This is a genomic window from Amycolatopsis albispora (assembly GCF_003312875.1).
Lineage (GTDB): Bacteria > Actinomycetota > Actinomycetes > Mycobacteriales > Pseudonocardiaceae > Amycolatopsis > Amycolatopsis albispora.
Map to the genome: position 1 here is coordinate 2,958,066 of NZ_CP015163.1, position 12,245 is coordinate 2,970,310.

The 12,245-nt window shown below is 72.1% G+C and carries 16 protein-coding genes; 13 read left to right on the top strand and 3 right to left on the bottom strand.

The window, feature by feature from the left end:
• Window positions 1–10: 10 nt before the first annotated feature.
• Entirely contained in the window at window positions 11–832 is an 822-nt protein-coding gene (locus A4R43_RS13750) for a PPK2 family polyphosphate kinase (RefSeq protein ID WP_113692698.1), read from the bottom strand.
• 157 nt (window positions 833–989) lie between these two features.
• Here A4R43_RS13750 and rocD point away from each other — a divergent pair, with 157 nt between their 5' ends.
• The 3 genes from rocD to A4R43_RS13765 all read left to right on the top strand — a co-directional run bounded on the left by rocD (window position 990) and on the right by A4R43_RS13765 (window position 4,499).
• Window positions 990–2,213 (top strand): ornithine--oxo-acid transaminase, encoded by a 1,224-nt coding sequence (rocD, locus tag A4R43_RS13755; RefSeq protein ID WP_113692699.1) that lies wholly within the window; start codon window positions 990–992, stop codon window positions 2,211–2,213.
• A gap of 48 nt (window positions 2,214–2,261) precedes the next feature.
• Window positions 2,262–3,626 carry a DUF2252 domain-containing protein gene (locus A4R43_RS13760; protein WP_113692700.1) on the top strand — a complete coding sequence of 455 codons (1,365 nt, stop codon included), beginning with the start codon at window positions 2,262–2,264 and terminating at the stop codon, window positions 3,624–3,626.
• A gap of 141 nt (window positions 3,627–3,767) precedes the next feature.
• Window positions 3,768–4,499 carry a GntR family transcriptional regulator gene (locus A4R43_RS13765; RefSeq protein WP_162788459.1) on the top strand — a complete coding sequence of 244 codons (732 nt, stop codon included), beginning with the start codon at window positions 3,768–3,770 and terminating at the stop codon, window positions 4,497–4,499.
• 55 nt (window positions 4,500–4,554) lie between these two features.
• Here A4R43_RS13765 and A4R43_RS13770 read toward each other — a convergent pair whose 3' ends face one another.
• Window positions 4,555–6,177, bottom strand: coding sequence for an ABC-F family ATP-binding cassette domain-containing protein (locus tag A4R43_RS13770; RefSeq protein ID WP_113692702.1), 1,623 nt, complete (start codon window positions 6,175–6,177; stop codon window positions 4,555–4,557).
• 6 nt (window positions 6,178–6,183) lie between these two features.
• Between A4R43_RS13770 and A4R43_RS13775 the strand changes: the two genes are divergently transcribed.
• A complete protein-coding gene (locus A4R43_RS13775; protein WP_236808983.1) occupies window positions 6,184–6,924 on the top strand; it encodes a phosphatase PAP2 family protein in 741 nt (246 codons plus the stop codon).
• Here A4R43_RS13775 and zapE read toward each other — a convergent pair.
• Entirely contained in the window at window positions 6,818–7,855 is a 1,038-nt protein-coding gene (zapE, locus tag A4R43_RS13780; protein ID WP_113692703.1) for a cell division protein ZapE, read from the bottom strand. The two genes, A4R43_RS13775 and zapE, sit on opposite strands and share 107 nt — an antisense overlap.
• Window positions 7,856–7,888: 33 nt before the next feature.
• Here zapE and A4R43_RS13785 point away from each other — a divergent pair, with 33 nt between their 5' ends.
• The 9 genes from A4R43_RS13785 (at window position 7,889) to amaP (ending at window position 12,243) form a co-directional block, all read left to right on the top strand.
• A complete protein-coding gene (locus tag A4R43_RS13785) occupies window positions 7,889–8,656 on the top strand; it encodes a pyrimidine reductase family protein (RefSeq protein ID WP_113692704.1) in 768 nt (255 codons plus the stop codon).
• 2 nt (window positions 8,657–8,658) lie between these two features.
• The gene (locus A4R43_RS13790; protein ID WP_113692705.1) at window positions 8,659–9,222 is read left to right on the top strand and encodes an RNA polymerase sigma factor; all 564 of its coding nucleotides are present in this window, start codon (window positions 8,659–8,661) and stop codon (window positions 9,220–9,222) included.
• Window positions 9,219–9,653: a hypothetical protein gene (locus tag A4R43_RS13795; protein ID WP_113692706.1), complete on the top strand. Its 435-nt coding sequence runs from the start codon at window positions 9,219–9,221 to the stop codon at window positions 9,651–9,653. Before A4R43_RS13790 ends, A4R43_RS13795 begins: the two co-directional genes overlap by 4 nt.
• A 103-nt stretch (window positions 9,654–9,756) precedes the next feature.
• Complete coding sequence (locus A4R43_RS13800) at window positions 9,757–10,221, top strand: Asp23/Gls24 family envelope stress response protein (protein ID WP_113692707.1); 465 nt, start codon at window positions 9,757–9,759, stop codon at window positions 10,219–10,221.
• On the top strand, window positions 10,221–10,538 hold the full coding sequence (locus tag A4R43_RS13805) for a hypothetical protein (protein ID WP_113692708.1): 318 nt from the start codon (window positions 10,221–10,223) through the stop codon (window positions 10,536–10,538). Before A4R43_RS13800 ends, A4R43_RS13805 begins: the two co-directional genes overlap by 1 nt.
• Entirely contained in the window at window positions 10,535–10,711 is a 177-nt protein-coding gene (locus tag A4R43_RS43270; RefSeq protein ID WP_113692709.1) for a hypothetical protein, read from the top strand. The genes A4R43_RS13805 and A4R43_RS43270 overlap by 4 nt, the downstream gene beginning before the upstream one ends.
• On the top strand, window positions 10,708–11,097 hold the full coding sequence (locus tag A4R43_RS13815; protein ID WP_236808985.1) for an Asp23/Gls24 family envelope stress response protein: 390 nt from the start codon (window positions 10,708–10,710) through the stop codon (window positions 11,095–11,097). Before A4R43_RS43270 ends, A4R43_RS13815 begins: the two co-directional genes overlap by 4 nt.
• Window positions 11,098–11,113: 16 nt before the next feature.
• The gene (locus A4R43_RS13820; protein WP_113692710.1) at window positions 11,114–11,650 is read left to right on the top strand and encodes a DUF6286 domain-containing protein; all 537 of its coding nucleotides are present in this window, start codon (window positions 11,114–11,116) and stop codon (window positions 11,648–11,650) included.
• Window positions 11,647–12,243: an alkaline shock response membrane anchor protein AmaP gene (gene amaP / locus A4R43_RS13825; protein WP_113692711.1), complete on the top strand. Its 597-nt coding sequence runs from the start codon at window positions 11,647–11,649 to the stop codon at window positions 12,241–12,243. Before A4R43_RS13820 ends, amaP begins: the two co-directional genes overlap by 4 nt.
• The last annotated feature ends 2 nt before the right edge of the window (window positions 12,244–12,245 follow it).

Consider the following 12,245-nt stretch of genomic DNA (forward strand, 5'->3'; position numbering starts at 1 on the left):
CGGCGGTTGGCTACGGCACCGCTTTCGCCGCTTCCAGCTCGGCCAGCTGGGCCGCCACGTCGTACCCCGGGTCCGGGTAGGCCGGCGCCAGCTCGCGCAAGGTCTCCAGCAGCAGCGTGGCCACCGCCCAGTTCCGGTACCACTTGCGGTCGGCGGGCACCACGTACCACGGCGCGGCGGCGGTGCTGGTCTGCCGCAGCACGCCGCGGTAGGCGCGCTGGTAGTCGTGCCAGCGCTCGCGGGCTTCGAGGTCGGCCGGGGTGTACTTCCAGCGCTTGGCCGGGTCGAGCAGGCGGGCACGCAGGCGCCGCAGCTGTTCCTCCGGGGAGATGTGCAGGAACACCTTGACCAGCGTGGTGCCGGTGTCGGCCAGCTCCCGTTCGAAGGCGTTGATCTCGCGGTACCGCTGCTTGAGCTCCGGCCCGGCGAGCTGCCCGAGCACGCGCGGCACCAGCACGTCCTCGTAGTGCGAGCGGTCGAACACCCCGATCTGCCCGGGATCAGGGAGCGCCTTGCGGACCCGCCAGAGGAAGTGGTGCCGCCGTTCGGCCGCGGTCGGCTTCTTGAACGCCTGGTACCGCACGCCCTGCGGATTGACCATGCCGAGCACGTGGCGGACCGTGCCGCCCTTGCCGGAGGTGTCCATGCCCTGCAGCACCAGCAGCACGCGGCGGTCGCTCTCGGCGAACAGCCGCTCCTGCAGCTCGTCCAGTTCGGCCCCGAGCTCGGGCAGCTCGCCGAGCGCCTTGCTCTTCTTGGCGGGCCCGGCCGGCCGGTCGCCGGGGTCGGGCAGGCCGCCGCTCACGGCCCGGAACACCTCACGCGCGGTCATCCGGCGACCCTAGAACAGTGATCACCCGCACGCAGCGGTGCTCACCCGGCGAGGTCACAACGAATCGCGGTCCAGAGCGGCCAACTGCGCAACGAACGCCGGGCAGAAGCAATGATTTCCGGATGAAGAGTCCGCGAGCAGGACCTAACCTGATCGCATGACGACCTCCGCCGCCGAAACCTCCGCCGCCGAGTACGTGGCCCTCGACGAGCACTGGGGCACGCACAACTACCACCCCCTGCCCGTGGTCATCACCGAAGGCGATGGCGCCTGGGTCACCGACGTCGAAGGCAAGCGGTACCTCGACTTCCTGGCCGGGTACTCCGCGCTCAACTTCGGGCACCGGCACCCCGCGCTGGTCGCCGCGGCCACCGAGCAGCTGAACCGGGTCACGCTCACCTCGCGGGCCTTCCACCACGACCAGTTGGGGCCGTTCTGCCGGGAGCTGGCCGAGCTGACCGGCACCGAGATGGTGCTGCCGATGAACTCCGGCGCCGAGGCGGTGGAGTCCGCGGTCAAGGTCGCCCGCAAGTGGGCCTACCAGGTCAAGGGCGTGCCGGACGGCCAGGCGCAGATCGTGGTGGCCGGGTCCAACTTCCACGGCCGCACCACCACCATCGTCTCCTTCTCCACCGACGAGACCGCGCGCGCCGACTTCGGCCCGTTCACCCCTGGGTTCGTCACCGTGCCCTACGGCGACGCCGAGGCGCTGCGCGCGGCCATCGGCCCGAACACCGCGGCCGTGCTGCTCGAACCGATCCAGGGCGAGGCCGGGGTGATCGTGCCGCCGGAGGGTTACCTCGCCGAGGCGCGGCGGCTGTGCGACGAGACCGGCACGCTGCTGATCGCCGACGAGATCCAGTCCGGCTTGGCGCGCACCGGCACGCTGCTGGCGCTGGAGCACGAGAACGTGCGTGCCGACGTGTACACGCTCGGCAAGGCGCTCGGCGGCGGCATTCTGCCGGTGTCCGCGGTGGTCGGGTCGCGTGACGTGCTCGGCGTGCTGCGTCCCGGTGAGCACGGGTCCACCTTCGGCGGCAACCCGCTCGCGTGCGCGGTCGGGCGCGGGGTGATCCGGCTGCTGGCCACCGGCGAGTTCCAGCAGCGTTCTGCCGAACTGGGCGCGCACCTGCACGAGCGGCTGGCGAAGCTGGTCGGCAACGGGCTGTCCGCGGTCCGCGGGCGCGGGCTGTGGGCGGGTGTGGACATCGCGCCCGGCGGCCCGACCGGGCGCGAGGCCTCGCAGGCACTGGCCGGGCTCGGCGTGCTGTGCAAGGAAACCCACGGGCACACGCTGCGCCTGGCGCCGCCGCTGGTGATCGAACAGGACGAACTGGACCGTGGCATCGAGGCGCTGGCCGAGGTGATCGGCGCGCGGTAGCCCCGATCTGGTTAGCTCCCTCCCAGCAGCGGGCGGAGGGAGCCAGCCATGGTCAGCGGACGGCGGGAAGCAGCGGAGCTGCGAGTGATCCAGGACCCGGACGAGGTCCGGGCACAGGGAAAGGCGTTGCGCGAGGCGACGCCGCCCGCCGCGCACGACCACGAGGCGGCCGGGCCGCGGCGGCCCGGCGTGCTGGAGTTCATCGGCACCAGCAACGCCGGGCGGCTGCCGTCGCTGGTGCCGCTGCGGATGGGCCGGATGGTCTCCTCGCCGTTCTCGTTCTTCCGCGGTGCGGCCGGGCTGATGGCCGCCGACCTCGCCGAGGCGCCCAGGAGCGGGCTGATCGCGCAGATCTGCGGTGACGCGCACGCGGCGAACTTCGGCCTGTACGGCACACCGGACGGCGAGATCGTGATGGACATCAACGATTTCGACGAGACCGTGCCAGGGCCGTGGGAGTGGGACGTCAAACGGCTGGCGACCAGCCTGGTGCTGGCGGGCCGGGAAGGCGGGGTTTCCGCGTCGAAGTGCCTCGAAGCCGCCGAGGACGTGGTGAAGTCCTACCGGCGGACCGTGCGCAACCTGGCGGAGATGCCGTTCATGCAGTCGTGGAACGCGCTGCCCAACGCGGCCGCGCTGAGCCGCGTCAAGGCCGACGAGCTGATCGACGACTTCGCCGAGGCCGCGGCGAAGGCCCGCAAGAACACCAGCGCCAAGGTGGTGGCGAAGTGGACGCGGGAGAACCGGTTCATCGAGGAGCCACCGGTGCTGACCAGGGTGGACGAAGCCACCGCCGAGGCGGTCACCACCGGCCTGGTGTCCTATGTGGACACGCTGCGCGAGTCGCGGCGGAACCTGATCACCCGGTTCGGGGTGTCCGATGTGGCCTTCCGGGTGGTCGGCACCGGCAGCGTCGGGCTGCGCAGCTACGTGGCACTGCTGCGCGGCAACACCGGGGAATCACTGGTGCTGCAGGTGAAGGAGGCTCGTCCGTCCTCTCTGGAGCCCCACCTGGACTGCCCGCCGGCCGAGCACGAGGGGCAGCGCATCGTGCACGGCGCCCGGCTGGTGCAGGCCGAGACCGACATCCTGCTCGGCTGGACCACCATCGAAGGCAGGCCCTACATCGTGCGGCAGTTCCGCAACATGAAGGGCGACATCGACCCGACCGCGCTCAAGGGCAACCACCTCGACGACTACGGGCGGCTGGCCGGGGCGTTGCTGGCCAGGGCGCACGTGCGCTCCATCGACCCGCGCCTGCTCGCCGGGTACTTCGACGAGGACGAGGAGATGGACGAGGCGATCGGCCGGTATGCGGTGCGCTACGCCGACCAGACCGAGGCCGACCACGCGGAACTGGCGGCCGCGGTGCGCAGCGGGCGCGTCGAAGCCGAACTCGAAGAAGACGACTGACCCGGTGTTTCCCAGCGGCGCCAGCCGCTGGAGGCGGGCCGCCAACCCGCTCCGCGACTCGCACCGGCACCCAAACCAGTCCGCACTTGCCCAGTGGCTGCTAGGGTTCAGGTGACCTAGGCCACCCCGACCAGGATGTGCATGGCTGAGACAACGCCCAAGTACCACCAGATCGCGCACGGCATCCGCAGCCGGATCGTCTCCGGTGAGCTACCGCCGGGTGCGAGCGTGCCCTCCGAGCGGCAGCTCGCCGAGGAGCACCGTGTCGCGCGCCCGACCGCGGCCAAGGCGTTGCGCTTGCTGCAGCACCAGGGATACGTGGAGAGCAGGCACGGCTCGGGCACGATCGTGCGCGAAGACCTGCCCGGCGCGCGCGGGCACCGCTTCGCCCCCTCGCGCACGCTCGACGTGAGTTTTCCCGCCGAAACCGGGCTGGTGGTGCTGGTCGCCGAAGAAGCCGTGGTGCCGCCGCACGTGGCGGACGCCTTCGGCACACCGGCCGGGCATCGCGGGGTCCGGCGGCAGGTCCTGCTGAGCGACACCCACGGCATCCCGGCGGAACTGCGCACCTCGTGGTTCGGCGGTGAGGTCGCCGCGCGGGCGCCGGATCTGCTGGACACCGGCCTTTCGCCGGCCGCGGTGGACGAGTACGTCACCGAGCGCGCCGGGCCGAGACCGTCGTTCGGCCGCGACCTGGTCCGCGCCCGGATGGCCACCGCCGACGAGCGCGAGCGGCTCCAACTCCCAGGCACGTCGGCCGTGCTCGAAGAGCACTTCGTGGTGTTCGACGCCGAGGGCAGCGCGTTCCGCTTCGACGAGTCGGTTTTCCCCGCCGAGGTGTGGAAGCCGCTGCATCCCTACCCGCTCCCCTGAGTCATTCCCGAAGTGGACTATGCCACCGTACCCCACGGGTGGCATAGTCCACAACTCAGCGGACGCGGTCCACGCGGCCCTCGGTCCAGACCGGCTCGGCGACCTCGGTCACCTCACCGGAAGCCGCGAACAGCACGTACCGGTCGAACGAGCGCGCGAACCACCGGTCGTGCGTCACCGCGACCACCGTGCCGGTGAACTCCGCCAGCGCTTCCTGCAGTGCTTCCGCCGAGATCAGGTCCAGGTTGTCGGTGGGCTCGTCGAGCAGCAGCAGCGTGGCCCCGCTCAGTTCCAGCAGCAGCACCTGGAACCGCGCCTGCTGCCCGCCCGACAGCGTTTCGAACCGCTGGTCCCCCGCGGCGGCCAGGCCGTAGCGGCTGAGCGCGGCCATCGCCGTGCCGCGGTCCACGCCCGGCCGGGTGTCGTCGCCGCGCCACAGCAGGTCGGCCAGGGTCCGGCCGAGCCACTCGGGGTGCTGGTGGGTCTGCGCGAACAGGCCGGGCACCACCCGGGCGCCCAGGCGGCACTCCCCCGTGTGCGCGACGCCCCCGTCCCCGCCGAGCAGGCGCAGGAAGTGGCTCTTGCCCGAACCGTTCGAGCCCAGCACGCACACCCGGTCGCCGAAGAAGACCTCCAGGTCGAACGGGTGCATCAGCCCGGTCAGCTCCAGGTTCTCGCAGGTGATCGCACGCAGGCCGGTCCGCCCGCCACGCAGCCGCGGCTTGACCTTCTGCTCCTTCGGCGGCAGCGGCGGCGCGCCCTCCTCCTCGAACTTCCGCAGCCGGGTCTGCGCGGCGTGGTAACGCGAGGCCATTACGTCGCTCATCGACGCCGCGCGCTGGAGTGAGCGCACCAGCTCGATCAGCTGCTCGTGCTTGTCGTCCCACCGCCGCCGCAGCTCCGCCATGCGCTCCCAGCGCGCCGCGCGGGCCTCGTGCCAGTGGCGGAATCCGCCACCGTGCACCCAGGTGGTGCCGCCTTCGAGGGTGACGATGTGGGTGGCCGCCGCGGCCAGCAGCTCCCGGTCGTGGCTGACCAGCAGCACCGCCTTGGGCGTCTCGGCCAGCCGGCCCTCCAGCCACCGCTTGCCCGGCACGTCGAGGTAGTTGTCCGGCTCGTCGAGCAGCAGCACCTGCTCCGGCCCGCGCAGCAACGCTTCCAGCACCAGTCGTTTCTGCTCACCGCCGGAGAGCGTGCGCACCTCGCGGAACCGCGCGCGGTCGTACGGCACGCCGAGCGCGGCGACGGTCACCGTGTCCCACAGGACCTCCGCCGCGTAGCCACCCGCCTCACCCCACGCCGAGAGCGCCTCCGCGTACCGCATCTGGGTGGCTTCGTCGTCGGTGTCCATCAGCAGCAGCTCGACCGCGTCGAGTTCGGCGGCGGCCGCGCGCAGCGGCGTCGGCGCCACCGCGAGCAGCAGGTCGCGGACCGTGCGCTCGTCCCGCACCGAGCCGATGAACTGCGGCATCATCGCCAGCCCGCCCTGGGCGCGCACGGCACCCGACACCGGGGTCAGCTCACCGCCGAGCAGCCGCAGCAGGGTGGTCTTGCCCGCGCCGTTGTCGCCGACCAGCGCGGTGACCTGGTCCGGGCCGACGCGGAACGAGACGTCCTCGAACAGCTGCCTGCCGTCGCTGAGCCGGTAGGACAGCGCGCTCGCTTCGAGATAACCCACTCACGCATGGTGACCGACCTCCGGCGCGGACGCGATCGAATTACCCGTAGGCTCGGCGGCATCGAACGGGCGGCCAGGATCAGGAGCGCGGTCACGCTGGGCACGGCGGTGGCCGGGTTGACCGTGTTCCTGGTGCTGGGCCTGGCTTTCGCCGGTGACCGCGCGTTCGCCGCGCCGGACGCGCGGATCGCCGAGGCGGTGGAGAACACCTTGGGCGGCAACGAGTTCGTGCTGCGCGTGCTGGTGCTCCCCACCGAGCCGTACGTGCTGCTGCCCGCGCTGGTACTGCTGGCGACCGGCTGCGCGGTCCGCCGCCACTGGACCGGGCTGGCGCTGACCGCGCTGGCGCCGCCGGTCGCGGTGATGCTGTCGAGCTGGGTGCTCAAGCCGTGGTTCGGCCGGTACTACGACGACCACCTCGCCTACCCGAGCGGGCACACGGCCAGCCTGGCCGCCACGCTCGCCGTGGTGGTGCTGCTGATCCGCGCCGCCCGCACGGCGTTGCTGGTCGCCTGCGTGGGCGTGCTGCTGGTGGCCGCCGCCGGGATCGGCATGATCGGCCTGCACTACCACTACGCCACGGACGTGGCCGGTGGCGCGGGCCTTGCGGCGGCGGTGGTGCCGCTGGTCGCCGCGGTGCTCACGGCTGGGGCGCGGGCTTGGCCGCGTCCCGCGCGAGCGCGGTCAGGCGGCTCACCGCCCGCAGGTACTTCTTCCGGTAGCCACCCTGGATCATCTCCTCGGTGAACAACGCCGACAGCGGCTGACCGGAGGCCATCACCGGGATCGCGCTGTCGTAGAGCCGGTCGGCCAGTGCGACCAGCCGCAGCGCCACGTTCTGGTCCGGCGCCGCGAACACCCCGCGCAGGTGCACCATCGGCACACCGCGCACCAGCCTGCCGTACCGCGACGGGTGCAGCTTCGCCAGGTAGTCGCACAGCTCGCCGAAGTCGTCCACAGTGGACTCGGGCACCCTGGCGGCCGACGCCTCCAGCTCCGCGTCCGAGGCGGGCGGCGGCGCTTCGGGCAGGCCGCGGTGGCGGTAGTCGGGACCGTCCACCCGCACCACGCCGAACCGCGCGGACAGCGACTGGATCTCACGCAGGAAGTCCTCGGCGGCGAACCGGCCCTCGCCCAGCTTGTCCGGCAGCGTGTTCGAGGTGGCCGCGACAAAAACCCCGGCGTCGGTCAGCTCCCGCAGCAGCCGGGTGACCAGCATGGTGTCGCCGGGGTCGTCCAGCTCGAACTCGTCGATGGTGAGCAGCCGGTGCGCGGACAGCCGGCGCACCGCCTCGGCGAAGCCCAGCGCGCCGACCAGGTGGGTCAGCTCGACGAAGGTGGCATACGCCTTGGGCGACGGCGATTCGTGCCAGATCGACGCGAGCAGGTGCGTCTTGCCGACACCGAACCCGCCGTCCAGGTACAGCCCCGGCTTGCCGTCCGCGGCGCTGTCGCCGCCGCCGAACAGGCTGCGCCACTTCGACTTCTTCGCCTTGCTCGCGGCGGTGACCCTGGCCGCGAACGCCGAGCAGTCACGCACGGCGGCGGCCTGGCTCGGCTCGGCGGGGTTCGGCACGTACGTGGCGAAGCGCACGCCGTCGAACCGCGGCGGCGGGACCAGTGAGCCGATCAGCTCCTCCGCGCCCAGCTGGGGGTCGCGATCGATCAGGCGGGGCATGCGAGCGAGCGTAACCGGGCCACCCGTGCTGGGATGAAGGGCGTGCAGCAGCTCTGGCCACCGAACGACGCCCGATCCAACCTGTCCGACTTGTCCGACGCCGATCTCGAACGGCTCTACGGTTATCCCGACGACCTGTCGAAACCCTGGGTGCAGGTCAATTTCGTGACCTCGGCCGACGGCGCGGTGACCGTGGCGGACAAGTCCGAGGGCCTGTCCCACCCGGCGGACAAGCACATCTTCGGCCTCGGGCGCGCGCTGTGTGACGTTGTTCTCGTCGGCGCGGGCACGGTCATCGCGGAGAACTACCGCGGGGTGCGCGTGAGCGAGCAGCGGGCCGAGCCGCGGAAACGGCTCGGCCTGGCCGAGATCCCGCCGATCGCGGTGGTCACCGCGCGGTGCTCGATCGAGCCGGACTCGGCGCTGTTCACCGACGCGAAGGTGCCGCCGATCATCCTGACCACCGAAGGCGCACCGCGTGCCCGCCGCGAGGCGCTGGCCGACGCCGGGGCCGAGGTGATCATCGCCGGGCCGCTCACCGTGGAGCTGACCACCGCGCTGGCCGAGCTGGACCGCCGCGGGCTGCGCCGGGTCAACTGCGAAGGCGGGCCGCACCTGTTCGGCGCGCTGATCTCGGAGGACCTGGTCGACCAGCTGTGCCTGACCGTGGCGCCGCTGCTGGCCGGGGCCGGTGCCGGGCGCATCGCCGCCGGCCGCGACACCCTGGTGCCGCGGCGGCTGGCGCTGGCCTCGATCCTGCACGAAGACGGGTTCACCATGTTCCGGTACCGGCGCGCCTGAGCATGGCCGGCGAGCCGAAACCGGACCAGGCGCTGCTGGCCAAGGCCGCGGCGGGTGATCCGCACGCCTTCGACCAGCTGGTGCGGCGGCACACCCCGCGCATGTACCGGGTGGCGCTGCGGATCACCGGCAACGCGGCCGAGGCGGAGGACGTGGTGCAGGACGCGTGGATCTCGGCGTGGCGCGGGCTGTCCGGGTTCCGCGCCGAGTCGGCGGTGTCCACCTGGCTCTACCGCGTGGTCACCAACGCCGCGCTCGCCTACGTGCGCCGCCGCAGGCAGACCGTCTCGCTCGACGCCGAGGAGGGGGACGGCGCCGGCCTGCAGCTCGCCGACCTCAGCGCGAACCCGGAAGGCCAGGTCGTGCGGGCCGAGCAGGTTGATGCCACGCTGCGCGCCATCGCCGAACTGGACGTGTCGCAGCGGGTTCCGCTGGTGCTGCGCGAACTGGAGGGGCTGAGCTACGAGGAGGTGGCCGACGTGCTCGAGGTGAGTGTCCCGGCCTTGCGTTCCCGGTTGCACCGCGCGAGGGTGGCCCTGCTCGCGAAACTCAAGGAGCTGCGATGAGCACGGCACCGGCCGGGGACCCCCGGCAGGATCCCGACTGGCACCTGGTGCGCGCCGCCGCCCGCACGGTGGTGCCCACCCCGCCGGGACTGGTCGACCGGGTCCTGCGCTCGGTGCGCGGGCTGCGCGGCGGCTCGGCCGAGTTCGAATACGACCAGGACGGCGGCAAGCTCCGGATCACCGAACCGGTGCTGGTGCTGCTCACCCGGCGGCTCGCGGCCGATCTCGGGCACCGGATCGGCGGACTGCACGTGGCCGCGGTCGCGCTCGAAGCCGAAGGGCTGGAAGTGCTCACCACGGTCCGGTACGGCGTGGCGGCGGACGAAGCGGCCGAGGCGCTGCGCGTCGCGCTCGTCCGGGCGCTTTCGGCCGAACTCGGCGAACCGGCTCCGACGGTGAACGTGCACGTGGTGGACGTCCACGTGGACTGATGCGCCGCCTCCTTCACCCATTCGAGGGACGTTGCGGAATGGCGCGGCACCGGCACCCATCGTACGAATGAGCCACAACGGTTGGGAAAGGAGCGGCATTCACATGGCGCAGACGAGCGCGACGAACCAGGGCACCACTCCCGCACTGCGGACGGGGTCCACCCCGGTGCTCAACGAAGACGGAGCTCAGGGCAAGACCACCATCGCCTCGGCGGTGGTGCAGAAGGTGGCGGGCATCGCGGCCCGCGAGGTGTCCGGGGTGCACGCGCTCGGCGGGGGTGTCTCCCGTGCCTTCGGCGCGATCAAGGAACGCATCCCGGGTTCGGGCACGGTGACCACCGCCGGGGTTTCGGTCGAGGTCGGCGAGAAGCAGACCGCGGTGGACCTCGACGTGGTGGTGGAGTACGGCGCGCGGATCGTGGACGTGGCGCGCGCGGTGCGGCGCAACGTGATCAGCACCGTCGAGCAGATCACCGGGCTCGAGGTGATCGAGGTGAACATCGCGGTCAACGACATCCACCTGCCCGAGGATGACGAAGCCGAGGAAAGCAACTCGCGGGTCGAGTGATGACCAGCGCCGCATCCGGAAGCGGCCGGCCGGGCACGCTGGCCGACGAGATCGCGAGCGCGGTGCTCGCGCACCCGTCGGTGGTCCGGCTGGCCGGGGGTGCCGGCGGGCCGAGCACCCACCTGCCCGGCCGCCGCGTGGCCGGCGTGCGCGCCGACGGGCCGGGCATCGAGGTCGCCGTGGTGCTCCGGCTCGACGGCCCGCTGCCCGGCCTCGGTGCCGAACTGCGCGAGCGGGTGCGCCGGGTCGCCGGGAACGTGCCGGTCGACATCGAGATCACCGACGTCATCCCTACCCAAGGAGCCAAGGAAGAATGAACGCTACGCAGACCGGAATCCTCGCGGGGCTGGTGCTCGGCCTCGCGGCGAGCCAGAGCTTCACCGCCTTTCTCGTCACGCTCGCGGTCGGCGTGATCGGCCTGGTGGTCGGGCGGGTGCTCGACGGTGAACTGGACCTCGGTGACATGTTCGGCAAGGGCAGGGACCGGTGACCGCACTGGACGAGCGGCCGGTCGCCGCGCTGCCCGACGACGATGACGCCGCCGAACGCGGCACGCTGAGCATCGACCACTCGGTGGTGCGCAAGGTCGCCCAGCGCGCGGCCGACGAGGTGCCCGGCACGGCCAAGGTGGAGCGGAAGGTGGCCGGGCTCGGCCTGGGCAGCCACGGCGCCGGTGCCAAGGTCTCCGGCCGGGACAACGACGTGGACCTGGCGCTCGACCTCGCCCTGCACTACCCGGCCCCGGTCCGCACCGTGGTCGGCGAGGTGCGGGAGCGGGTGACCAGGGAGGTGGAGCACATCACCTCCTACCACGTGCGCTCGCTCGCGGTGACGGTTTCCGCGCTGGTGCCGGAAACCCGGCCACGGGTGCGATGAGGATGAGGAGTTTGGCGTGCGGGTTTTCGTCCGTTTGCTTTCGACCCTGCTCGGCCTGGCCGTCGCGGCGGCCGGCGCGCTGCTCGCGCTCGAGGTCGGCTGGCACTGGTGGCGCCCGGCCGGCTCACCGCTGATCGTGCCGTGGCGGCGGTGGCAGGAAGCTCTGTCCACAATGAACTGGGCCAGTGCCCCGGTGCAGTGGATCGCCGCCGCGGTGGCCGTCGGCGGGCTCGTCCTGGTGTTGTTCGCCGCTTCGGCGCGGCGGCGGGCGGTGCGGCTGACCGATCCGGCCGACGAGGTCAGCGTCACCACCACACCGCGCTCGCTGGCGCGGCTGGTCGGCAGGCACGTGCGTGCCGAAGACAACGTCACCGGCGCCTCGGTGACGGCCAGTGCGAAGAAGGTGCGCGTGCGCGCCACTTCGCGGCTGGCCACCGAGGGCGAGCTGCGGCCGCGGCTGCTGGAGACGGTGCGCGCGCTGGTCGCCGACGTGCCGCTGGTGCGCAAGCCGAAGGTGTCCGTTGTTGTCGACTCACCGAAGGACCGCCGATGAAATCCGTCGCCAGCAAGGCTTTGGCGCGTTCCTACGGGGCCGAGCGCACGCTGACCTCGATCGTCGGCCTGCTCGCGCTGGCCGGTGGTGTGGTGGTGCTGGTGGTCGGGCAGGGATGGCTGGGCACCTTCCGCGCGCAGCGCCCGGTGCTCGACCCGATCGCGGTGGACTGGCTGGGCCGCGAGCCGGTGCTCGCGAAGGTCGCCGCGATCGTGCTCGGGGTGGTGCTGCTGGTTTTCGGCCTGTGGTGGTTCTTCCGCTCGCTGCGGCCGGAGGGCAGGCCGGACCTGGAACTGGACCGGACACCGGGGCAGGAGCTGACCGTCACCGCCGCCGCCATCTCGGGTGCGGTGCGCGCCGACGCGGAAGCCGTCGAAGGCGTGAGCCGGGCGCGGGTGCGGGCCGTCGGTGATGCCTCCTCACCCGCGCTGCGCATGGAAATCTCGCTGCGTGAAGGCGCGGACCTGAAGACCGTGTGGCACGAACTCGACGCGCGTGTGCTCACGCGGGCCAGGGAGTCGCTCGGCGTGGACACCCTGCCCACCGCCGTCCGCATCGACCTGGACGCCAGCACCAAGCAACGCGTGAAGTAGCG

Coding starts and splice junctions, on each gene's coding strand:
- A4R43_RS13750 (WP_113692698.1), bottom strand. CDS start 832: ATGACCGCGCGTGAGGTGTTCCGGGCCGTGAGCGGCGGCCTGCCCGAC.
- rocD (WP_113692699.1), top strand. CDS start 990: ATGACGACCTCCGCCGCCGAAACCTCCGCCGCCGAGTACGTGGCCCTC.
- A4R43_RS13760 (WP_113692700.1), top strand. CDS start 2,262: ATGGTCAGCGGACGGCGGGAAGCAGCGGAGCTGCGAGTGATCCAGGAC.
- A4R43_RS13765 (WP_162788459.1), top strand. CDS start 3,768: ATGGCTGAGACAACGCCCAAGTACCACCAGATCGCGCACGGCATCCGC.
- A4R43_RS13775 (WP_236808983.1), top strand. CDS start 6,184: ATGGTGACCGACCTCCGGCGCGGACGCGATCGAATTACCCGTAGGCTC.
- zapE (WP_113692703.1), bottom strand. CDS start 7,855: ATGCCCCGCCTGATCGATCGCGACCCCCAGCTGGGCGCGGAGGAGCTG.
- A4R43_RS13785 (WP_113692704.1), top strand. CDS start 7,889: ATGAAGGGCGTGCAGCAGCTCTGGCCACCGAACGACGCCCGATCCAAC.
- A4R43_RS13790 (WP_113692705.1), top strand. CDS start 8,659: ATGGCCGGCGAGCCGAAACCGGACCAGGCGCTGCTGGCCAAGGCCGCG.
- A4R43_RS13795 (WP_113692706.1), top strand. CDS start 9,219: ATGAGCACGGCACCGGCCGGGGACCCCCGGCAGGATCCCGACTGGCAC.
- A4R43_RS13800 (WP_113692707.1), top strand. CDS start 9,757: ATGGCGCAGACGAGCGCGACGAACCAGGGCACCACTCCCGCACTGCGG.
- A4R43_RS13805 (WP_113692708.1), top strand. CDS start 10,221: ATGACCAGCGCCGCATCCGGAAGCGGCCGGCCGGGCACGCTGGCCGAC.
- A4R43_RS43270 (WP_113692709.1), top strand. CDS start 10,535: ATGAACGCTACGCAGACCGGAATCCTCGCGGGGCTGGTGCTCGGCCTC.
- amaP (WP_113692711.1), top strand. CDS start 11,647: ATGAAATCCGTCGCCAGCAAGGCTTTGGCGCGTTCCTACGGGGCCGAG.